We start from the raw sequence: 22,039 nt of genomic DNA, 5'->3' as shown, positions 1-22,039 counted from the left end.
CTGTTGCCAAAGCGAAACGTTAGTCACTACATTTATTGTAGTAACTAATGTTAAAAAAAATGCCATTGGCATCATAATAATGGTGCAGGGGATTTATAGCCCCTGCACAGAAATATTAGAAAGCGGCAGTGTCTTTAAACAGGCCTACTTTCAAGTCGGTGGCGGTATAAATGACTTTGCCATCAACTAATACTTCACCATCAGCCACACCCATAATCAATTTACGCATAATAATGCGTTTAAAATTAATACGGTATGTCACTTTCTTAGCATCTGGCAGAACTTGCCCGGTGAATTTCACTTCACCGACACCGAGTGCGCGGCCTTTGCCTTCGCCACCCAACCAGCCAAGATAGAAACCAACCAATTGCCACATAGCATCAAGGCCCAGGCAACCAGGCATTACCGGGTCACCAATAAAGTGGCAACCGAAGAACCATAGGTCCGGATTAATATCCAGTTCCGCTTCCACATAACCTTTGTCATAGGTGCCGCCGTCTTCTGTCATTTTGACGACACGGTCCATCATTAACATATTGCCAGCTGGCAATGGTGGGCCGCCAGCGCCAAACAGCTCGCCACGGCCTGATGCTTCAAGGTCTTCTTTTGTATAGGATTCGCGTTTATCTACCATGTTCTCAGTAAGCCTTATTTTAATGAAGTGCGTACAATAGCGTACACCTGTACGCTGAACAAGTCCGATCAGCCCTGGTTAAACCAGTTCAGCCAGCGTAATGGCCATGGCCACCGGTGTCTGTCTTGCGGATTGACTTGTGAGATTCGCTCTTGAATTATACCCAATAAGCTAGGTTGTTGCTCATCGGCATAAACCACGCCGGTTAATAACGGCAATGCTTCTGCGGCGGTATCAACAGCCCATAAATGGAACTGACCTTTCTGTACAGCATCAATCACCGCTTGATTCAAGCATAAATGGCGGACATTAGTGGCAGGTAAAATAACACCTTGATTACCCGTTAGCCCGCGGCGTTGACAAGCTTCGAAGAAACCTTCGATTTTTTCATTCACACCACCAATAGGCTGCACATTACCAAATTGGTCAACAGAACCTGTGACGGCGATTTGCTGATTGATCGGTTGCTGTGAAAGGGCGCTGATCAGCGCGCAAAGCTCTGCCAGTGATGCACTGTCACCATCAACCTCGCCATAAGATTGCTCAAAAACAATCGAGGCAGAGAAAGGCAGTGGCTGATCAAGTTCCAGTTCTGAAATCAAAAACGCCTGCATAATCATCATGCCTTTAGCATGAATATTACCGCCTAACTCAGCTTTACGTTCCACATCAACAAATTCGCCATCACCTAAATGGACCACACAACTGATACGCGCTGGTTCGCCAAAGGCGTAAGGATGGCCTGGATATTCTAATACTGACAGGCCATTTATCTGGCCGACAACCTGGCCTTCGGTTTCAATCAGAATTTGCCCCAGCTCTATTTCATCTTGCATCCGTTCAGCGAGGTAACTATTACGCCAATCACGGGCATTCAGCGCAACTTCTAGCGCATTAGCTGTGATGGTGTCCTCTTCGGCATAGAGCGCGGCCTCTGCCAGTTGGCTCATGAGCCATTGCGGGCATAATGGCAAGCTTCCTTGGTCACCGCTGTAACGTACCGCCTGACGGAATAGCACCGGCCAGGCATCAGCAGATAACAAAGGCAACTGTTTTTGTTGCAAAAGCGAATTAATATAGCCGCACCATAACGTCATGCCATCAATATCGACCAGCGGGAGTTCGACTTCAAACTCGCCGTAAATAGCCAATTCGCCCAGTTCAGGTTCCATATCGTGGAAATCAGCCAAACCAAGACGATCGCCGACCAGAATCAAGCGTAGATCCAGTGGCATAGAGGGGATATGTACCGGCAGAGGACGGGTTTCATCAGGCGACAGCCAATCGAAGCGCTGCTGAACTATCATCTGTTTCAAGCGCAGCCACATCAAAGGTTGAGCTTGTAGTGCCCGTACCGACAAGATCAATACACCGCCATTAGCTTGATGCACTAAGCCGGGTTGTAGATTGATTTGATCTTTATGCCATCTGGCACAGCCAAATAGTTGTTCGGGTTCGACCCATTCTTGGTAGAGACAGCGCGAAACTGCCGCAAACGGCTCGTCACCGCGTTGAGCGGGTTGCCAGCTGACCTGGTGACCATGCACGAGATAGTCTCCGCCAAACAGGGCTGAAGCATCAGGCTGGAGCTCTTTAACAGCTTGAGCGATCAATGCCAGATACTCAGTACTTTCCTGTGCTTTGATCAGCATAAAACGCGGGCGTGACTGAGGATGACAGAATAACGTCATTCCATTTTCAAGCCGCGGTTGAATCGCCGAGAAAGAAACAGGCTCCAACTGGGAGGCTGTAGCAAATAACGCTTCATACGGCGTTGTGTTCGGCAGCAGCGACTGCCATTCAAGTCTGTTATTGGTCAAAGTGATAGATGCAATCGTCAAAAAGGGAAAGGGCGATTATACAAGAATAAAGCAGGCTGCATATACGTAGAGTAGCAGTTGATGGCAAGGAGTAAGATATCGGCAGCATTCCGTACAAAAAACAATCTAATCATGTGCTTTTAGTAGGGTGAAATTCTGCGTAAAACTGTTATGCTTGAGTTAAGTTACACGGTCACTGAAGAGCTCAGGATGAAATATCAGCAACTGGAAAATCTGGAAAGTGGTTGGAAATGGGCCTATTTAGTTAAAAAACACCGTGAAGGTGAGGCCATTACTCGCCACATAGAAAACAGTGCGGCTCAGGATGCTGTAGAGCAGTTGATGAAGCTGGAAAGTGAACCAGTGAAAGTATTGGAGTGGATTGATAGTCACATGAATGTGCAACTGGCTAACCGGATGAAGCAGACTATCCGTGCCCGACGTAAGCGACATTTTAATGCGGAGCATCAACATACCCGCAAAAAATCAATCGATCTGGAGTTTTTGGTGTGGCAACGTTTGGCTGCCTTGGCAAGACGTCGGGGCAATACTCTGTCAGAGACGGTTGTTCAGTTAATTGAAGATGCTGAGCGTAAAGAGAAGTATAAGAACCAGATGTCGTCTTTGAAACAGGACTTACAGGATATTCTCAGTAAAGACATGTGACCTGAGTGAATATAAATCAATCTTAGCGCCGCCCAAATTACAGCCATTAAGAAAACAGGATATGACTCGATTTTTCTTAATGCCATAATAAAAAAAACCCCGCAATGCGGGGTTTTTTACGAAAGCAGTAAACTTAAGCCTGTGGCTGAGTTACAACTTCTTTGTAGCCTTTAACTTCGATCTCTACGCGACGATCTGGTGCCAGGCACTCAATCAGAGCAGCACGTGGTTTCACGTTGTCACAGGTGTTACCTGTAACTGGGTTTGCTTGGCCTTCACCGCGAGCGGTGATTTTGTCAGCAGGGATACCTTTAGAAACCAGGTAATCACGCACGCTGTCAGCACGACGCTGAGACAGAGCTAAGTTAGGAGCTGGTTGACCGATACGGTCAGCGAAGCCCAGAACAACTACAGAACCGTCTTTAGGATCGATAGAGCTCAGCTGTGAATACAGTTGATCCAGTGCTTGCTGGCCTTCTGCTTTCAGCGTTGACTTGTTGAAAGCGAACAGCACGTCTGATTTCAGAGTGAAACGCTTGGTGTCAACAACTGGAGCTGGAGCTGGAGCTGGAGCAACTACTGGAGCTACTGCATCTTCCTGACCGAAACGGTAAGAAACACCTACGCTCAGCATGCCGTTGTCTGGACGAGCACCAACGGTAGCTTTATCACCGATGTTGCTAACCCATTGGTATTCCATACGGGTTGCCCAGTTCTTGGTCCATGCGTATTCAGCACCCAGAGCTACCAATGGAGAAACACCGGTGTCATGGTTGTTTAAACGTTCGCCAGAAGCTGCGTTAAACGCGCTGGAGTCTGCACGCCAAACCATACCACCCAGACGGGTGTACAGGTCCAGGTCCTGAGCAATTGGGTAGCTCAGTTTTGCAGCCAGTTGAACGCCTTGTGCTTTAAAGTCGCCGTTACGAACGTCGCCTTTGTAAGGCATACGGCCAAGCCAGTCGTATCCCATTTCAAAGCCCAGGTATTGGTTTGCTTGGTAACCCAAGAACGCACCAGCACCTAATTGGTCTTTATGAGTTGGACCGTCATTGCCTTGGTCGCCATAGATACCGCCAGTGCCAGTATTTTGATACTGAGACCAGCCCAGTTTACCACCGGTGTACCAGGTGTTATCTTTCGGTGCGGCTTGCGCTACTGTAGCGAAACCAGCCAGTGCCACTGCTAATGCGATAGCTGTCTTTTTCATTTTACGCCTCGTTATCATCCAAATAGGCAATGAGCTTTAAAAGCTAAGCCCTTGGTTAAAATTCTTCGTCAAGGTTTTAACGCTCCCGTTAATTACGCTGCCAGTATAATTTGGCGTTTTAGAGCAACCTTGGCGATGTAAAGTCTACAACGTGGCGAGAAAGTTACAAGTGTGATGTGATATTCTGACTGAAAAAAAACCGAAATTGTGCATAATCTTTAACGATTTAGCTGTAAAAAGGCTCTTTTTGTAGACGTTATTTTCTGCTGCAAGCCGCATTCTGACTCGCTTTATGTCGATTTCTCAGGAGTAAGCCCTAAATATTGTAATAATTCATGGGATAAATCCTAAATTTACTTAATGATACAAAGAAGAATGAATTTTTAACGTTGCGCACTGTCCTTGAGCGAGTTTTGTGTCATCTAAAGGACGCATAACAAACCCATAAGCATTCCCTAACTTTGCGGCCAAACGCAATCTAATGCGGTCATTTTCTGACAACTCGGGTAGCCAACCCAGAACGACACTGTAGTTTCCTGTTAACAACGCTTTTTCCATCGCATCAACAGTTGATAATGGATTGATTTGCCTCGCCTGAACGACCTTAGTTATTGGTAAACCCGATTGCTGTAACCATAAACGACTCAATTTCTGTTGTGGGGTTAGCCATAGGAGCCATCGAGATTGTTTACCAAGCTGTTGTAATAAAGGAAGCAATAATTGCGCTACCGCAGGCTGGTTTTCACTGTACACAAGTTCACTGATAAGGCCACTATCCGTTGGAGTATCAACCCGTTGCGGTATATCACGGGTAACAAGAGAATGATGATTAGCATTATAAGGTTTTAGTGATTGAGTACGCATAATGAACCTCGCCTGTAGTGTGCTGTATGTATATACAGTAGTCACTGTTTGTTCGAAGATCAACTAAATTTTTATTAGTTACTCCTAAAAAAAATACTTTTTAATTAAATGGTTAACGTAAGGTGTTCATTATTATTCAAAATAAAATCAAAATCATATAGACACATGCACCCATTCGCTACTACGGCTGTCCTGATATTTAGCTGTCATTATGGATGATTTATGCCCCAGTAAACGCTGCACAAACTCACTCCCTTTTTCTTCTGTATATAGTCTTGCTGAGAGGCTCCTTAGTTCATGGAAGCTAGGTGGGGCTTTATCCCATGATAATCCTGATAAATCCCTTGCACGAGCGAAACCTCTGGAAATTGCGGTGGTGGATAGTTGTAATTTGTTATGGGACGCGATGAGATTGTCACATCCTCCAAATTGTGATTTACATCGTATCAAGGTTTCATTAAATGAAATTCCCAGAGCATTAAGTGAGAGGTTTACATCAAGAGCTAATTTAGCCCCAGATTTTTGCTGTTCTACCCATAACATTCCATCACGAATATCGCTCCACTTCATTTTGCTGATATCACTAACCCGCTGGCCGGTTAAGAGTGCAATTTCCATGCTTAAGGGGATCCACGGTTGCAACTTTAATGAGCTTTTAAATATTTCTTTATAATCATCAAGCGAAAGCCGAGAGCGTTTAATTTCAGAACGAGGGTTTTTGGTGGCATCCACTGGATTTGATGATATATACCCTTCAGCAATAGCCTCCCTGAATATGTCTAATAGCAACATTCGTGTTTGTTTAGCCATTGCAGCTTTTCCTGCAACTATATATGGCGTTAACACCCCGGCTATGTCTTTTGTTGTAATACTATCGATAGGAACATTACGGATAGTTGAATGAAGAGTTCGTAGTTTGCATCGGTACTCTTTTAGTGTTTTTGGCTTTAGTCCTCGCGCATCAATAATTTTAGCGTAGTGATCAAGCCAATCGTGGAACAGCATAGCGGAGTCGCTAGATATTCTTTCTATCAGTCTTGCAGATACATTATCCATAAGCTGTAAATTTGCTTCGATAGCCTGGTTCACCGCATCACGCTTTATCCTGCCGAGTCCATACTCCTTACCCGTCCTTGGGTCTCGATAACTATAATATCCGTTATTCCTTACATATAGATTTGGTGGTAGATCACGCCGTTCGTGATTTCTATTACGTGCCATTCTGAATTCTTGTTATTAAATTATTGACTGGTTTATATTGCTGTTTGGGTAGTAGCTTTATGGCATTTTCTTGTACAAAATATTGGTGTCCATCAAAAATCGGAGGCGGCCATATCTGCCCGTTTCTAGCCCAGCGGCGTATTGTGTCCAAATTTCTGGGTTTAGGGAGTGTTCTGTTCCACTGTTCGAGTGTGAGCATTGTTTCTCCTTATCTGTAATCATCACGTGGTAGCAGGACAGCATCGTCTACGAATTAAACATATCGTATGAGATGTCATAGGCTACTTATTGAGTGTTTGATGTAGAAGTTTGGGAGGGATTTAAACGGGAATTCTTTCTTTATATTAATGTACCTACATATAGGCAATCGCCCAAACCACGCCAACACATGCAAATGCATCAGGCCAACTCATTACACATCCTCCTCCCGATAAACTTCCGAACATATCAGCACAGCATTTGGCCTGCGCACGTGAATAGCATTTATCACTTGTTGGCATTCAAATCGAGTAGGGTAGATATCATCAGTAACGGGGAGGGCATCACAGGCGTCAAATCCGCAAGCGCTAACAAATAGAGCGAATCCTATTAGCATTCATGAGTCTCCGGTTCAGGGACTGCGGCCAATATATCGGCCCATGACTGCTCAATGTTATTAGTTACATCGACAGCAAACTCTTTGCCACATTCAGGGCAATCAGCATTACAAAGGGTGTGCATTTGAAGTTTCATTTCTGGAGTTAAGCATGATGGCACTAGCTTCCAGTTTTTAGGTGTTATGACCATGTCCTCTGTTGGCCAGTCTTTCGGTATCTCCGGAGAGTTCAATTGTGGTCTGGTGTTGTAAGCGCTGAGTGAGACAACAAGCGGAAGATAATGACTACCTGTTTCGTGGTCATGGAAGCTTTCAGTCTCACCAGTTAGGGTTGGTTCTGGCCCAGTCCACCACGTCACAGGTTCAGCCTTCTTTACATCTAATGCGATTCGGGCTAGTGCTCGGATATCGGCGATATCATGACCGGAAATCATTTTTGCTCTGGCCAACTCTTCCAGTCTCTCTACAGTAAAACTATCTAACTCTTTCATGCCCTTTCTCCTCGACCTATAAACCACTCCAGTGCTTTGCAAATAAGTGAATTTTCGTGCCAGTCATCAATTAACCGACACCCATGTTTGTCGCGGAAAAATGTCGGGCCACAATATGGGTGCCAGTCCATGAAGACACAACTCCCATCATCAAGCCGCAGGCGGTAAAGTGGCGTGATTGTTATGATTCCGTTTGGGATTCGAATACATGCCATTCACTCTCTCCCTTGATTCGAATAGCTATTAATCGCTTTCTGTAGTCGCTCAAGGTTGACGTATTCAATAACCTTGTTGCTTTCGCAAGTATTAAGCCATTGAACCGCTTTGGCTGAGTCTGTGTGATAGGCGCACGTTTGGCCGTTCTCGAACTGCAATTCGTAGAGGTCGGCTACTGGTTTGAACTGCGTGCTTGCAGGTTGTGCTTCGGCCCATTCATATTTGGTATTTTCGGCTTCACGAGTTAATTCAGCGATCCGTTTCTCTGCGGCTTCCAGTGTCTCGCGCAGGTTATCAACATACGCAACCAGCGAACTACCAGGTGGGATCTGGCATTCCTCTACCAACTGAAAATAGATATCGGCAGCAGCACGAGTGTTACTATGCGTCGCGTTTCCCATTTCGCCTTCACGAAGCGCGTCGCGCTCCGCCCGTAAACGAGCGTTCTCATCCAGCAGCGTCTGATAGTTAATTTTGCTCATTGCTTTGACTCCTTTACAAAAATAATCCAGTGAGTTTTGTCATTCTTTCCGGTTCGTTGCCGGATAATGGGTTTTTCGTCTGTGAGAGTTAAAATCTGGTTAATTGGTATTTGGGTTTCGTTCCATTTAAAAATAAGCACACCGTGTGGCCGCAGTACACGAAATGCTTCTGTGAATCCGGCGCGAAGGTCGTCACGCCACGTTTCTTTATTTAAACTGCCGTACTTCTTTCTCATCCAGGCATTTTCACCAACACGTTCAAGATGTGGCGGGTCAAATACCACAACGGGAAATGATGCGTTGGCAAACGGTAATGTACGAAAATCAGCAATGACATCGGGGTTTATTACTAAGCTGCGTCCATCACACAGTTGATGTTTTTCAGCACGTATATCACTGAAAATTGCACGCGGATCATTCTTATTGAACCAAAACATGCGGCTGCCACAGCACATGTCCAAAACACTTTTATTCACTATTAACTCACCATTTACATAATCGCTCTTTACTCTGGCTATTAGCTCGTTGAGGTTATTCATCAGTGGTTACTCTTGAATCCTCTGTTTTGTGATTCCTGTCACATATAATAATCTTGATTTCATTGTTATTTCGATCGATTATTCTGCTTGTCATATCTCCCTCTTGTTTGTATGGGATATTCCTCTGTTTTTCGCTTGAGTTCCGCCACTAATGCATATTTCCCGGTTGTTGTTAGTGGCGGCTTTTAGATTCAGACTCAGGACAAATAACAGCGACTTCAAGCAATGATGCTCAATGTGGGGTATTTAAATCCTGCACCACGATTGCCAGCTATGGCTTTATCGCGATATATCCACGGCGGATCAGCGTAGATAAGTTGGTATTTCATTGTGAGATTGAAATGCCCCAGCTAACTGAGACAAATAGAGTAATGTAGCTATTTATTTAACAAGTTCAGGCACGAACTCTTTAACGAATTGAACAAATTCAGTTGCTGCATCGGTGACGTCTTTATGCAACTGCGGGTAAGCATAAAATGTGATTGGCATGAATTGCTTGATGATATAGGTACCCGGCTGTTGTACGGGTTGATACTTCTGGAAAAGGTTGTAGGTAAATCTATTCATTCCAAACCAATCCAGATAGCAGCGCCATTGAAGACTGTCAGTATAATTTTCGGGGTCGATAGAGGCTGTTAACTTGTGGTCATAAATGGTCATGTTATCTATGGCATCGACGACACCGACAAAAGTCACCTTTTCCCCACCGACTTCTGACTCCAGAGTTAGCTTATGTTCCCTTTGCTCTGGTAGTGCCAGCTCACCTTCCATTTGAGTGAAGTCAAATGTGAAATCATCAAGTTGTACTGTAGTTAATACACCTTCTGAAGCGTTCTCCAACACTTTATGAAAAGCGGAGCCTGCGATCATTGCTTCGGTTTGAGGCGTTATTCGGAGCAGGTAGTTGATGATTTCGTCTATTTCAGCATCGGGGTTAGCCTTCCAGCGACGGAAGGCTTCAAGGTTTGTGGCGGATATGCGTATCATGCGGCGGCCTTAACATACATATTGGCGGACTTGTCGAACTGGAAACCTTTACTTTTTGCCACTTCGTTTAGTATCCGCTTGTGTTCTACTGGTGCATCTTTGAACAGATTGACGGCATCATTAAAGTCTTGCGCGGTTTCCAATAACTCTAAGTCAGCGCGTATGCGGGCAATTTCTTCTTGTGCCTTTCTGATTTCCTCTTGTGCTTTTCTGACCTCTTCAGATTGTTTATTTAGCTCCTGTTTGATTTGGGAAAGTACTCCGGCGAAGAAATTGGGTTCATTGTCATAATGTGGCACTGTGATAACGTCCAACTGGGCAGGGTTTTTACCAAATCCTGACGAGCTGGGGTTAAAGTCCAGTACTCGTTTAGAGGTGTTACCGGCTCCTTCAATACGAATGCGCCCCATTACATCGGCAATTTTATAAATTTCACCCTTGGAACCACCCTGTATATCAAGGCGTTCGACAAGTTCGTCACCGACTTGCTTTTCCTCCATATGAGCAATGAGGATGATGTCTTTACCAAAGGAACGAAGGAGGTTCATCCAGTCAGAGAACCCCGCTTTCAGCGCACCAAAACCCTGTAGGGACAGTTGACCGCCATAGTTTTTAAATTTGGGATTCTGTTTAACAAGGTTTATTGCCATGCAATCAAGAGCGCGGCCAGCGGTATCAACAACGATAGTGCTATAAGGTGTCAGGTCTGTTTCGGATATTTGCTCTATCTCATTCCATGATGTTATCTGAACGCTGTCTTTACGGAATTGTGAGCGGTAAGCGCCTTTATCAAAGTCGAGTAATAAAGGCTTATCGGCGGTAAAAGACATTGATGTTTTACCTAATCCGGGCGGTGCGTAGATACAGGTGATAAGGTTTTTTACTTCGATGGGTTGAGATGCTTTTACTATTTTCAGTGCCATGATAACTCCTGACGAATTAATTTATGCTGCTGAGTCCTCGACTCTGTTAATGATGTTCATTGCAACTTGGAATTTAGCTGCCTGAAATAACACTGCGTGAATAGCCGTGTTCAGTAGTTCCGGAATATCAATTTTATTGTCAAAATAATCGAGTGACTCATCGAGAATGTCGTCACTAACAGGAATACGTTTGTTTTTAAATAGCGCTCTGATATCCGATAGTTTTATTAGGGAATCCCATTCATTACTGAGTTGAGCGGCTTCTTCTAAATCATCATCACTTAAATGATATTCAGTGAATTCTTTGAGTATTAACCATTGCGTAGTGTTCATGGTTTCCCCTCCTGACATAAGACACCTATTAGTTTCCCAATCCAGCTTTTCTGATGAAAACTGTCAGATGTTACACAATTAGAAGGGTGATGTTGGATATAAAGCAGATAGTTTTTTGAGGTAGCACCCATAGAGGTGCCACCCCTGATTGAAATAATCATGGGTGACTCCTGTTGCTATGAATTATTTATCAGTGAATGACAACTTCGACAGCGCTAATTGGGTTATTTTGTTTTTTATTCAGACATTCAGTGCAGTTACATTCCTCTTCATCAGCTAATACTTCCAGTATCGCAGCGGCAGCAGAGGCTTTCTCAGCATTCTTAAGTTGCTTTTCCAAGAATTCTTTATTGGCTATGGCTTGTTTGAAGAGAAAAAAGAATGCTTTTGTTCGAAGGGACGCATTACCCATATTTTCACCAATTGTTTTGGCGGTCATTTCTGATTCGTGACCAGAACAAGTCAAAGTGATTTCGATTTTCATTGTTGGATTTTGTTTTTTCATATGTAGAGTTCCTATATTTACAAATGAACTTAATAAAGCGCCTGTACAGACGCTTGATAAATTCACTTTAAAGAACTCCTTAGCCAGTCGATCCCTCTTCGGGGCTGGGAAGTGATTACGTCGCTCACTCCGTGGCGTAATACTTGTTGGTTTTTAGGTGTAGTAATCCCCTGTGCGAATTAATAAGAATTCACACATATTTAATTGGATAACTCACAGAGAAAGGCTCAGGGGGAAGTACTGTACAAATTTATTCCACTGTTAATTAATGGAATCCTGAACCTTTCTTTTTGAGTGCTCGTCTTTCTGAGCTGTCCGTATGTGCATTAGTAAAATAAGTAACGCATATAAAAACCCAATCACATACTGCTAGTGTTATTACCGCCACCGCTAGCTGGGCGGTGTTTGTGCTACGACAATTCGTCTCTAACCTCTCCGGCTGCCATCATTAGGTTCCATCCGTTAATGGATAATTTTTTATAAGCTGTCTCGAAGGAAAGCGCGTAGCGCTCCATGAGATATTTGATTTGTTGTTGCTTGCTCATCGGCTTGTGACCTCATTCATTACCAGCAAATCATCCAGCTATTCATACGCCGCTGGCGGCTACTTCGTGGGCGTCCTGCCTGTTTGCTGTTGATGAAAATGTAATATACCCACAAGTAATTTTCATGTAAATACCCCTAGATATATTTTGAGTGATTTTTTGTCAATTTATTGTTTTATAGAGTATTTCTTTTTAATGGTGCTTATGACAAATGCTGAAGACTATTGATCGGGAGAAGAGGGGTTAGTATTTGGAGCAAAGGCGGCTTAACGTGATTGGGGAAGGGAGAGGAGAATGTTGCGGGAATTGGGGCTGGAAAGATGAATAAATAACCCGGCGCATTTGGCCGGGAATTATCTTAGAGTCGATTGTATTTTATTGATTCGTGAATCAGTGCCTTACCCATCACATAAAATTGGTCTTGGGTATCTTCTGTTATATACCATTTCTCATAAGCGGGATTATCCGATAACACGGCCAGTTTGTTGCCCTGCATTTGTAGACGCTTAACGTGAAATGTTTTGCCGAATACAAAGGAGTAAACTCCATCAGTCAAAAAATGTCTTACTGATATGTCGACAAACAAACGATCACCTGCGACTAGAGTTGGAGCCATACTATCACCACTTACAGTCATTACTTTCACGTCTTCAGGTTTTCTGTTACCAAACAGGGATCTGGCATGTTCCGTAGTAAACTCAATGGCATAAAGCACATCAATGTAGTCGGAAAGCAGGTAGCTTCCTGGGCCTGCGCTGACTGTCAAATCTAGAACTTCCACACGGTAAACGTCATGGTTGATAGCAGGAATTTCGGCACAGTTCATTGATGCTGAACCTAGCCCATCCATCCAACCTCTTTCAATTTTTAGGGCATTTTCAATCTGACGGGCAGCTTGTTCCCCAATATTCCTTTTGTGCGTTTTGCCAACAGGATAAAGCATTCGTGAAACCACGGTCGGATCAAGGCCTGCTTTGTCAGCAAACTCTCTTTGTGTTTTGAAGCTGCTTACTAGCTCCTGAAGTTTCAGACGCCGCAGCTCGAATATATCAGGTATCTCAGTTTTCATTTCTTAATCTTACTGTGAATTACTAGGAGGTAAATAACTTTCATGTATTGAAATTGATATACTTTAGGGTATACTAATTTCCGAATGTAGGAGGCTGTATGGAAACACTAAGAGTGTACCTAAATGCCTTACCGACGGGTAAACAAAGAGAATTTGCAACCCAATGTGGAACCTCTCTTGAATACCTGCGTAAGGCGATAAGTAAAAAACAAAAGTTAGGAGCTGCACTGTCTGTTTTGATTGAAGTTTATTCTGGTGGCGCAGTTAACAGGAAAGCTCTTCATCCAGATGACTGGGAAAAAATCTGGCCTGAGTTGATAAGTGTCGAATCGCATAGTGACGAAGCTGCTTGAGTTCTGGGTAATGTTATGTACCCAGATTTCAGACATATCGATATGCCAACCGCGTTCTGTAAAGACGATGAGGCATGGATTAGAGAGCAACTGCTACAACTGCCCCCCTCGCTGAGGCGAAGAGTCGCAGTTAAGTATGCGGCTGTTTATCAAGAAACGTTTGATTCTGAGCCTGTTTCATTCAGACGTGAAAACAGGGCAAGACGAGAGGCGAACACAAGGCTTCGTCTGTTTGTGAAGAATCAGGGCAGAGCATTACAGGGGTATACCGTTCCACCGCCCCTGGCAGGAACACCACGTTCCTGAGGAACACGCTGATTGAAAGATATCAGGTGTCGGTGGAACACCTCCCAATGATACAGGGTTGTTATGTTTGTTAATTTTTATTTAACAATGCCTGAGAGGGGGGTTGGGGGGACGTGCCTGCGGGGTAGTGGGGTGCAACCCCGCTGGTAAAGCTCTACCAGACAACACAGATGGTTAAGTAGATCACTGTATAGGGGTATACCCAAAACACGCAGACATATAGACGTCTAAATATCCAGAATGCTAATTGTTTAACTGCTAATGGGAGAAATTATCATGTCACTCAAAGAGAACCTGATAGCTCTGGTACAAGGGGCATTCCTGCCAGACGAAATCGAAAACAAGATCACTTTCCTGTATCTCTTTGAATCAAAGATCCGAAATGCGGGCTATAGCCTGACACCGAATTATCCTGCACCGATGCCTGGGAGTCGCAGTGGTTTTGGTCGGGTCGATTATCTCATTACCTGTCAGGAGGGTGAGAAATGCGTGGTGGAGATTGATGGTAATGCTCCTCGTAAGCGTTCGATTCGGAAAGTGTGTGCTCTGGAGACTCGAGGAGTAAAGGGATTCATTCTGCTCCGTTCTGGCAGAGCTGTCAGGTTCAGCGCCTCCGGTGTTGATGTGGTATCGGCGACTAACGGCAAGTGAGAGAGGGAGTATGTTGAATATTACTCCAAATTTTGCGCAGGAACGGGCACTGAATATGCTCAGAAGCGGTTGGAAGGATAACCGCACGTTCATGGTGTACTCACCTACTGGAAGCGGTAAAACGGGATTATCTGCGTTTATCACCAAGGGTTTTATTGATCGCGGTATGCGGGTTTTATTTATTGCCCCGTTTACCATCCTGATTAACCAGACGTCACAGCGTTTCATTGAGTACGGGTTGCCGGAAGATGAGATCAGCTTCATCTGGCGTGATCACCCAAACCATGACCTGAGTCGCCTGATCCAGATTGCCAGTGCGGACACCCTTATTCGCAGGGATTTTCCCGATAACATCGACCTTATCATCATCGATGAGGCGCATATGAAGCGCAGAGCTATTCTGGAAGTGATTAGAGACTCAGAAATAAAAACCATTGGGTTGTCAGGAACGCCGTTTTCTGCGTGGCTGGGGCGCTATTACGAACGCTTAATCAAGCCAACCACCATTGGTGAATTAATCAAACGTGGTGACTTGAGTCACTACGAATTTTACGCGCCGACCAAACCAGATTTAACCGGGGTAAAAACGCAGGAGACAGTGGCTTACGGACGTGATTACAACGAGGCGCAGTTGGCTGAAATCATGAATGGTTCAGCGCTGGTCGGAGATATCGTTGATAACTGGTTACAGCACGGTAAAGACCTGCCAACGGTAGCTTTTTGTGTGAATGTGGCCCATGCCAATCATGTGACATTGCAGTTTCGTCAGGCGGGGATTAATGCCGAGGTGATGGTAGCCGAAACACCACATGATGAGCGTCAGTTGATGATCCGCCGTTTCGAGTCAGGGGCGACAAAAATCATTGTCAGTGTTGGTGTTCTGGTTGCTGGTTTTGATAGTGATGTTCGCTGCCTGATTTATGCCCGACCAACGAAAAGCGAGATCCGCTGGTTACAGGCAATTGGCCGTGGATTGAGGAAGGCGGAAGGCAAAGAGTCCTGCCTGATATTCGATCACAGTGGCACTGTTCATCGTCTCGGTTTTCCTGATGCAATTGAGTATGACGAACTCCCAGGCAAGAACGATGGCATGAAACCTTCGGCCAGTGCTCAGGCGAAAGAAAAGGCCGAAAAACTCCCGAAGGAGTGTCCTTCCTGCCATTTCATGAAACCTGCTGCTGTCTATGTTTGCCCCAAATGTGGGTTTAAGCCGCTGGCCGGTGAAGATGTTGATACGGATACAAACCGTGGACTGAACAAACTCAACAAGAAAGAGCGTGTATACACTCAGTCTCAAAAGCAGGCGTGGTGGTCACAGATTAAGTTTTATCAGCGTCAGCGTGAGGCGATGGGGAAACCTGTTTCGGATGGCTGGTGTGCTCATACCTACAAAGACAAGTTTGGTGTCTGGCCTCGTGGACTCAGTGATTTTCCAATGGAATTAACGCCAGAAGTGAGCAACTACATCAAACACAAACAGATAGCTTATGCCAAGTGGCGACAGAAACACGGCAAGATGAGTAACGCAGCATGAAGACACTGGAAGCCGCAAAAGGCCACTGGCCTAAAATTTTTGAATACTTCGGGTTGCCTCCTGTCACAGGGAAAAGACATTACAAGGGGGAGTGTCCGGTCTGTGGATGTCAGGGAAAATTCCGCATAGATGACCGAAACGGTGAAGGAACATGGATTTGCTGTTGTGGCAGTGGCAATGGGATGAAACTGTTAATCCGAACACAGAACAAGCCATTTAGTGAACTGTGTGCGGAAATAGACAAACTGATTGGCAATGATTACCGACATGTTTGTGTTCCCAATAATGATGAGAGACAAAATCAACGCCAGAAAGTGATTAACCGATATGTAAATCTTCCCCGTTTAAGAGGAACAACCGGAGAAGGGTACTTAAGAAATCGCGGAATTAATGTTTTACCGGCTGATGCCATTAAGTTTGACGATAATCAACTTCACGCCGGACGTGTTTATCAGACACTTTATTCATTGGCGACAGATTGCTACGGTGAATTATGTTATTTACACAGAACATTGTTGGACGGAGATAAAAAAGCACAACTGGGAAATATCAGTACTAAACGAATGAAGGCGTTACAACAGGAAAATTATTTGGAATATACGCGCTCGGTTGCAATACGGATGTTTCCGGTATCGTCCACGCTGGGAATAGCAGAAGGTATTGAAACTGCATTATCTGCTTATCAGATTTATGGTGTAAATACATGGGCGACAATTAACAGTGGTTTTATGAGTAAGTTTATTGTTCCCGCAGGCGTTAGACATTTAATTATTTTTGCAGATAAGGATAAGAGTTCAGCAACAGGGCAATATGCGGCCTTTTCCTGTGCTCATGCTAACCTGCTGGCAAAGAATGATTTGATTGATGTCACTATACGTTATCCCGACGAAGGGGATTTTAATGACGTCTTAATGAAAGGTGAGCTGGTACGAGAAGAGAATTTTATAAAAAAACGGCAGGCAGCTTAAATTTATTATTCCTTGCGATATAATATATCGGATTGATATATGGAAAAGATAGAGTTTTGTTTCCATGAAACCACACGGCTATCATTTTGGCAATTATTGAAAGAACTCGTCTCCACGAAGAAAAGATATCGGGTCGTCATTACCGAGTGGCGGGATAAAAGAAGTATAAGTCAAAATAGTCTTAGTCATTTGTGGTATTCAGAAATAAGCCATTACCTGAAAAAGAACGGGAATTCATTTGCCACGCCAGAATGGGTCAAGGACAGTATGAAGCATATGTTTCTCGGTTATGAAGAAAAGGAAATTATAGACCTTCGAACGGGGGAGGTGACGGTTATTTCTGTTTTGAAGAAAACCTCGAATTTAAATACGGGGGATATGCATTTCTATTTAAATCAGATTGAAGCCTGGGCATTTGGAATAGGTTGTCATTTGACTATTCCAGAGCGCTGTGAATATCAGAAACTCAAACAACAGCAGGTTGCGTAATGAAGCCCCGCAAACCCAAAAACTGCAAAATGTGCGGAAAGGAATTTACTCCGTTACGCCCGTTTCAACATGTTTGCGGAGGAAAGTGTGCCATTGCTTTTGTTCGTAAAAATGAGGCTGAGAAAAAGGCCAAAGAAAGAGCGGATAAGTTGAAAATCCGTCGCAGGAATGCCCGTCCCTTATCACATTGGATTGCGTTAACTCAGCGAGTGGTGAACGACTTGCGACGGGAAACCTGTTTAGCCAATGGTGATGGCTGTATTTCATGCGGGACTCACAACGCCAGTTCATGGCATGCGGGGCATTTCAGAACAACAGCATCAGCCAGTCATTTACGGTTCACCCACGACAATATCTGGCTTCAATGTTCCTCCTGTAACGTCTACAAATCAGGAAATATCGGACGTTATCGGCGCAATCTCGTTAGAAAAATTGGTGAGGAACGGGTTTTAGCATTAGAGAACGATAATCGAACCCACAGATGGACAGTTGAAGAGCTGGAACAGATAAGAAAACAGGCCAGAGCAGATTTGAGAGTTTTAAAAAAGAGCCAGATGGGTAAGGTGGCATAATGCGTGACATTCAAATGGTGTTGGAACGTTGGGGGGCATGGGCTGCGAGTGAAGGAGGGAATGTTTACTATTCGCCTATTGCTGCTGGATTTAAAGGGTTATTACCTTATACACGTAAATCACGCGCTTCATGTAGTGACGATGATGGATTGATCATCAGTTCTGCGATGAATGTTTTGAAAAAGAAAGACCCATACCTTTGTACTTTGCTTGAATGGCATTACATCAAGTGCATGCCGTTACGTGCGATGGCTGGGAAATTAGGAGTTTCGTTGAATCAGGTAGTGATCCGATTACAAAGGGCGGAAGGGTTTATTGCTGGTTGCTTGGCAGCGTTAGGTGTACCGTTGGAGATGGAACACTATATGTAGCGTGAGTCTGTAGCGATGAAATTGAGGTCTCCGGAAGGCTATTTGATGACATTATCGCATGGCTGGAACCAAAGGCCGCCTGATACCCTGAAGTAACACCGTTCTCACTTCATTCACCCACTGGATAGAACAGTTATATGTATTGTGAACAAAGCAAAAGTGGCTGTTGGAAGCAACGAAATTAAATAGGCGGGAAAAGCCAAGAGAAACAGGGATGGTGATATGGCCAACTCAAGTGATAAAGGATTTGAGGCAGCACCAGAGTCAAAACGTCAGTTCGGGCTATGGGCCGCCGAATTAATTATCAGGATGTAGAAATTTCGGGGATTTCAATGGATTCATCCCATAACCGTGTAAACTCTTGCTGATATTGTGTAATAACATCATCAACGCATCTGATTATAAGAATATTTTCCGCATTTCTCTTATGTGCCGCCGCACTGTAATTAAACGATCCGGTTTTAAGTGACTTATTATCCACAAGAAAGAATTTATTATGCATAATACTGTATTTTGCATTCATTTTTATGGGAATGTTATTTTCTTGTAAATAACGGGCCTTGGCACCATTCCCGTTAATTGAACCTTTATTCACCACCACTGAAACCGTCACGCCCCGTTCATGGGCTGCGATTAAAGCATCGACAACTGGTTGAGAGGTGAAACTGTAAGCGGCAAGATAAATAGATTCCTTAGCGGAAGCTAATTCTGCCAATATTAAATCCAGGGCATTTCCCCTTGGCGAGAAACCCACATCATAAGATACCGGACATTCTATAATATTGGTATCGCCCTCATCGGATGCCAGAGTCGGAGTGGTTATGAATAAGGCGCAAAAAAAGTAAGTATTGATTGATTTCATTGATATTCCTTATCAAATTAATATTAAGAATAAAAGTTACAGGTTTTTATAAATACTGATGATTCCCTCCCGTAATATATATTCTGAGAATTTATAACGCTCACTCGGTGTTAACTGTTTAAACGCATTAATCCAGATATCAAAGTGTTCCTGAATACTAATCCTCTCGAACAACTCACTGTGATGATAAATATAAGTGCTGACATTGTCAGGAAGACTGTCTATAAAATACTCGATGCCTTTTCCCTGAATACCCATTCTTTTTCTGGATATCCAGCCCTCTCGTTTTGCCTTTTTATGAATACCTTGTGTTGTTGTCGGAAGTAAAGGGTGAAATAACAATTCACTTGCTGAGAACCATTCTTTTTTCATCTTAATTACTGTTCAATTATTGATGTGGTCGGTCAGTGTGATAACTGATAGATTTTCTTATCGATATAATAAGAAACCAAAAGGGAGCAACCAGACAATGAAATATAGAGTCCTGCATAAATGACACTGTATGATATTAGAAAGTTGATAATGAGCGGTGTTAAACCACCAAATAGTGAAAGTGAAAGATTATATCCCATCCCAAGCGTTGTTGTATGACCTCGCGAAACGTCAAATAATACCGCCGCCAGATTACATAATATCATTGAAGCATTGAGTGTAATAATAAACTGTGCTGCCATCATAAACTCAATAGTCTTACTGTTTAATATAAAATAAAGCGGAACGGAAAAAATGACCAAAAATATAACGCCGAGTCTGAACACTTTCGATGGGGTTGCATATTTATCTGTTAACCAACCACAAACAACCAGTAAAAACAATAATAAGCCGGATGAGATAATAGGATAAATTCCCTTAATAAAATCCAGATGTAGCACCTCTCTCAATAGTGTTGTTGACATATTATGGACATAAAATATCACCGCCCCAGGAACAGTAAAGAGAAAAACATGCAGCATATTCATTTTGTGGACTTTTAACGCCCGAACGGGTTGCACTAACTGGACGGGTAATCTGGCCCTGAACCAAAAACTGATGGCTATATTGAAGACGCCAACGAGCAAAGGAACGCGCCAGCCAATGGACTGCATCATTTCAGGACTGAGATGGCTTTCAAGGAAATAAACAATCAGGAGAGAAGCCAGCACGCCGACAATGGAGCTGCAAACAATAAGTGCGCTGATCCTTGCACGCTGGTTATCCTGGGCATCACTAAAAAGATAGGTTATCAGTGTGGGGTATTCCCCTCCGTAGCTGAGTGCCAGTGTCATTTGTAATAACAACAGCGCAAGCGGTGTGTAGTGTCCCAAAAGCGACACGGGTAGAAGTGCCATCCCGAGTGTAGCAAGACCGGTGATAAAACTTGTAAGGATCAACGCCGGTTTTCGGCCCACCATATCAGCATAGCGCCCTATTACATAGCCGCCCAAAGGCCTGACGATGAAGCGTAAAGCAAATATTCCCCACACCATGATAATGCCTTGCGTATAGCCTTGTCGTTCAAGCTCTGCTGCAAGGTAAACTGATATTGCCCCAAATACAGCAATATCATAAAACTCCAGTGCATTACCTGCAACGGCCCCCACTCTGAATTTCCATTTCATTTTATTTCCTCAATAATTTCGATAGCATTGCCATCGGGATCATAGGTAAAAAAATACCGGTATGAACCTATTCTGGAGGTGATGATATTGCCACACTCAATCTCCTGATTTTTCAGGGTATGTAAAACCTCATCGATATTACTGACAATAAAAGCAACGTGTGTTATTCCCAGTATCTCAGTTGAGAATACTCTTTTTTTATTTAAATGATGGTTCTGTATATAATGAAAGACTTCAATAATGAAACCGGCCCTGTCATATAGATGATAAATCATGCATTCGTCATCACGATAGGATTTTCTTTTACGAAACCCCAAAATTTTATAAAATGTAAGTGTGTTATTTATATTCCCACAAGTTATGGATATGTGATGAATATATCTAGGCATGATAAAGTCACTCCATGAAGTTTAAGAGCATTGAAAAGTGCAGATAATGGCTGATTCTGGCAGTTCACTTTCTCTTTTATACGATGAATGCGTTGTTGCTCAACACTCAAAGAACACCCCTGAATGGCTGCGATCTCTTTTATTCTGCGATGTGATAATAAATGACGAATAGTTATCATCTCTTTCCGTGTAAAAACAATCTCACCAAAACGCATGTAAGGATGACTATTAAGTGCGTCTTCATGTTCATCTTCCATTTTGGGGTTCGGATAACTGATTTGCTCTCTGATAGGTAAAATTACGCTTTGCTGTTTTGGCGGTTTCCATAATTTTCTGGCAAAGTCAGAAATGACGGGCTTGTATTTTAAGATTGCCAGTGTTTCAGCAGTCGATAACTTACGATCTGCGTTAACTGACATTATTTCAAAAACAGAACCACTCTGTGTACATATATCAACTTTTGTTTCTTTCTTGCCACTTTTACTGAGTGTTTCACCATGGCATGATGAGTAATTACACCAATGTTGTATGCCGGGAATTATGCGTTCACTGATATGTAGGTCTAAATTATCATGCCAGTAAATCAAATGCCACTCGTAGTTGCTGGGTAAAGTTAGTATTATTTTTCTGTCTATATCTATAATAGAGTAATTAATATCCATGAAACTAAAATCAAAGCAGCTATTAAATACTCTTCGCATGGTTTTTATATTGCATTCCATTAATTCATTATTAACATCCATATTAAAACCTTAATAATTATATAAATATGATAAGAAGATGCGATATAACAAAGCAAGTATCATACATCTTTTTTAATACACAGACTCATTTTTGAATGCTTAT

General features: G+C 43.4%; 28 protein-coding genes and 2 pseudogenes. 9 read left to right on the top strand and 21 right to left on the bottom strand.

Annotated elements, in window-relative coordinates:
• Nucleotides 1-115: 115 nt before the first annotated feature.
• Both fabA and DX162_RS19250 read right to left on the bottom strand, forming a co-directional pair.
• Nucleotides 116-634, bottom strand: coding sequence for a bifunctional 3-hydroxydecanoyl-ACP dehydratase/trans-2-decenoyl-ACP isomerase (fabA, locus tag DX162_RS19255; protein WP_004391126.1), 519 nt, complete (start codon nt 632-634; stop codon nt 116-118).
• 68 nt (nt 635-702) lie between these two features.
• Complete coding sequence (locus DX162_RS19250) at nt 703-2,454, bottom strand: AAA family ATPase (RefSeq protein ID WP_004391127.1); 1,752 nt, start codon at nt 2,452-2,454, stop codon at nt 703-705.
• Nucleotides 2,455-2,664: 210 nt separating this feature from the next.
• On the opposite strand from DX162_RS19250, the gene matP reads away from it, so the two are divergent.
• On the top strand, nt 2,665-3,120 hold the full coding sequence (gene matP / locus DX162_RS19245) for a macrodomain Ter protein MatP (protein ID WP_032820065.1): 456 nt from the start codon (nt 2,665-2,667) through the stop codon (nt 3,118-3,120).
• Nucleotides 3,121-3,253: 133 nt separating this feature from the next.
• Here the strand turns inward: matP and ompA are convergent, their stop codons facing one another.
• The 14 genes and pseudogenes from ompA to DX162_RS19170 all read right to left on the bottom strand — a co-directional run bounded on the left by ompA (nt 3,254) and on the right by DX162_RS19170 (nt 13,100).
• Nucleotides 3,254-4,330 (bottom strand): porin OmpA, encoded by a 1,077-nt coding sequence (gene ompA / locus DX162_RS19240; RefSeq protein ID WP_004391129.1) that lies wholly within the window; start codon nt 4,328-4,330, stop codon nt 3,254-3,256.
• Between the two features lie 357 nt (nt 4,331-4,687).
• On the bottom strand, nt 4,688-5,194 hold the full coding sequence (gene sulA, locus DX162_RS19235; RefSeq protein ID WP_004391130.1) for an SOS-induced cell division inhibitor SulA: 507 nt from the start codon (nt 5,192-5,194) through the stop codon (nt 4,688-4,690).
• Between the two features lie 153 nt (nt 5,195-5,347).
• Complete coding sequence (locus DX162_RS19230; RefSeq protein WP_004393613.1) at nt 5,348-6,415, bottom strand: site-specific integrase; 1,068 nt, start codon at nt 6,413-6,415, stop codon at nt 5,348-5,350.
• Nucleotides 6,405-6,614 (bottom strand): excisionase, encoded by a 210-nt coding sequence (locus DX162_RS22960; protein ID WP_032821299.1) that lies wholly within the window; start codon nt 6,612-6,614, stop codon nt 6,405-6,407. Before DX162_RS22960 ends, DX162_RS19230 begins: the two co-directional genes overlap by 11 nt.
• A 213-nt stretch (nt 6,615-6,827) precedes the next feature.
• Entirely contained in the window at nt 6,828-7,010 is a 183-nt protein-coding gene (locus DX162_RS19220) for a hypothetical protein (protein ID WP_032821300.1), read from the bottom strand.
• Nucleotides 7,004-7,501 carry a hypothetical protein gene (locus tag DX162_RS19215; RefSeq protein WP_004393614.1) on the bottom strand — a complete coding sequence of 166 codons (498 nt, stop codon included), beginning with the start codon at nt 7,499-7,501 and terminating at the stop codon, nt 7,004-7,006. Before DX162_RS19215 ends, DX162_RS19220 begins: the two co-directional genes overlap by 7 nt.
• 215 nt (nt 7,502-7,716) lie before the next feature.
• Nucleotides 7,717-8,160: pseudogene (locus DX162_RS22955) on the bottom strand (hypothetical protein); the annotation flags it as partial.
• 35 nt (nt 8,161-8,195) lie between these two features.
• Nucleotides 8,196-8,654: a class I SAM-dependent methyltransferase gene (locus tag DX162_RS19200; protein WP_032821306.1), complete on the bottom strand. Its 459-nt coding sequence runs from the start codon at nt 8,652-8,654 to the stop codon at nt 8,196-8,198.
• Between the two features lie 308 nt (nt 8,655-8,962).
• Nucleotides 8,963-9,067, bottom strand: a pseudogene (locus tag DX162_RS22695) (MT-A70 family methyltransferase); the annotation flags it as partial.
• A 52-nt stretch (nt 9,068-9,119) separates the two neighbouring features.
• Complete coding sequence (locus tag DX162_RS19190; RefSeq protein WP_032821302.1) at nt 9,120-9,725, bottom strand: hypothetical protein; 606 nt, start codon at nt 9,723-9,725, stop codon at nt 9,120-9,122.
• Nucleotides 9,722-10,648, bottom strand: a complete 927-nt coding sequence (locus DX162_RS19185) for an ATP-binding protein (protein ID WP_004393618.1) — start codon at nt 10,646-10,648, stop codon at nt 9,722-9,724. The genes DX162_RS19190 and DX162_RS19185 overlap by 4 nt, the downstream gene beginning before the upstream one ends.
• A 21-nt stretch (nt 10,649-10,669) precedes the next feature.
• Entirely contained in the window at nt 10,670-10,981 is a 312-nt protein-coding gene (locus tag DX162_RS19180; protein ID WP_032821304.1) for a hypothetical protein, read from the bottom strand.
• Nucleotides 10,982-11,171: 190 nt separating this feature from the next.
• Nucleotides 11,172-11,486 (bottom strand): hypothetical protein, encoded by a 315-nt coding sequence (locus DX162_RS19175; RefSeq protein WP_098080884.1) that lies wholly within the window; start codon nt 11,484-11,486, stop codon nt 11,172-11,174.
• 903 nt (nt 11,487-12,389) lie between these two features.
• Nucleotides 12,390-13,100, bottom strand: coding sequence for a S24 family peptidase (locus tag DX162_RS19170; RefSeq protein ID WP_004393654.1), 711 nt, complete (start codon nt 13,098-13,100; stop codon nt 12,390-12,392).
• A gap of 98 nt (nt 13,101-13,198) precedes the next feature.
• On the opposite strand from DX162_RS19170, the gene DX162_RS19165 reads away from it, so the two are divergent.
• From DX162_RS19165 to DX162_RS19130, 8 genes are all read left to right on the top strand, one after another.
• Nucleotides 13,199-13,453, top strand: coding sequence for a helix-turn-helix domain-containing protein (locus DX162_RS19165; RefSeq protein WP_032821332.1), 255 nt, complete (start codon nt 13,199-13,201; stop codon nt 13,451-13,453).
• A 15-nt stretch (nt 13,454-13,468) separates the two neighbouring features.
• Complete coding sequence (locus DX162_RS22690; protein ID WP_098080881.1) at nt 13,469-13,759, top strand: hypothetical protein; 291 nt, start codon at nt 13,469-13,471, stop codon at nt 13,757-13,759.
• Nucleotides 13,760-14,035: 276 nt separating this feature from the next.
• Entirely contained in the window at nt 14,036-14,410 is a 375-nt protein-coding gene (locus DX162_RS19155; RefSeq protein ID WP_032821335.1) for a hypothetical protein, read from the top strand.
• A gap of 10 nt (nt 14,411-14,420) precedes the next feature.
• A complete protein-coding gene (locus DX162_RS19150; protein WP_098080879.1) occupies nt 14,421-15,944 on the top strand; it encodes a DEAD/DEAH box helicase in 1,524 nt (507 codons plus the stop codon).
• Nucleotides 15,941-16,912 carry a toprim domain-containing protein gene (locus DX162_RS19145; protein ID WP_098080876.1) on the top strand — a complete coding sequence of 324 codons (972 nt, stop codon included), beginning with the start codon at nt 15,941-15,943 and terminating at the stop codon, nt 16,910-16,912. The genes DX162_RS19150 and DX162_RS19145 overlap by 4 nt, the downstream gene beginning before the upstream one ends.
• Before the next feature lie 39 nt (nt 16,913-16,951).
• Entirely contained in the window at nt 16,952-17,401 is a 450-nt protein-coding gene (locus DX162_RS19140) for a YbcN family protein (RefSeq protein WP_098080851.1), read from the top strand.
• A complete protein-coding gene (locus tag DX162_RS19135; protein ID WP_098080874.1) occupies nt 17,401-17,973 on the top strand; it encodes a recombination protein NinG in 573 nt (190 codons plus the stop codon). The genes DX162_RS19140 and DX162_RS19135 overlap by 1 nt, the downstream gene beginning before the upstream one ends.
• Nucleotides 17,973-18,344, top strand: a complete 372-nt coding sequence (locus tag DX162_RS19130) for an antiterminator Q family protein (RefSeq protein WP_004393620.1) — start codon at nt 17,973-17,975, stop codon at nt 18,342-18,344. Before DX162_RS19135 ends, DX162_RS19130 begins: the two co-directional genes overlap by 1 nt.
• 304 nt (nt 18,345-18,648) lie before the next feature.
• Here DX162_RS19130 and DX162_RS19125 read toward each other — a convergent pair whose 3' ends face one another.
• The 5 genes from DX162_RS19125 to DX162_RS19105 are packed head-to-tail and all read right to left on the bottom strand — an operon-like array spanning nt 18,649 to nt 21,936.
• Entirely contained in the window at nt 18,649-19,206 is a 558-nt protein-coding gene (locus tag DX162_RS19125; RefSeq protein WP_004393621.1) for a phospholipase D family nuclease, read from the bottom strand.
• Between the two features lie 36 nt (nt 19,207-19,242).
• The gene (locus tag DX162_RS19120; protein WP_032821307.1) at nt 19,243-19,578 is read right to left on the bottom strand and encodes a DNA-binding protein; all 336 of its coding nucleotides are present in this window, start codon (nt 19,576-19,578) and stop codon (nt 19,243-19,245) included.
• Nucleotides 19,579-19,610: 32 nt separating this feature from the next.
• Entirely contained in the window at nt 19,611-20,804 is a 1,194-nt protein-coding gene (locus tag DX162_RS19115) for an MFS transporter (protein WP_032821309.1), read from the bottom strand.
• Nucleotides 20,801-21,193 carry a VOC family protein gene (locus DX162_RS19110; protein WP_098080871.1) on the bottom strand — a complete coding sequence of 131 codons (393 nt, stop codon included), beginning with the start codon at nt 21,191-21,193 and terminating at the stop codon, nt 20,801-20,803. The genes DX162_RS19115 and DX162_RS19110 overlap by 4 nt, the downstream gene beginning before the upstream one ends.
• Nucleotides 21,163-21,936, bottom strand: a complete 774-nt coding sequence (locus DX162_RS19105) for a hypothetical protein (protein WP_004393625.1) — start codon at nt 21,934-21,936, stop codon at nt 21,163-21,165. Before DX162_RS19105 ends, DX162_RS19110 begins: the two co-directional genes overlap by 31 nt.
• Nucleotides 21,937-22,039: the final 103 nt, after the last annotated feature.

The organism is Yersinia kristensenii, from assembly GCF_900460525.1.
GTDB classification, from domain to species: domain Bacteria; phylum Pseudomonadota; class Gammaproteobacteria; order Enterobacterales; family Enterobacteriaceae; genus Yersinia; species Yersinia kristensenii.
This window is presented reverse-complemented; position numbering and strand designations above follow the sequence as displayed.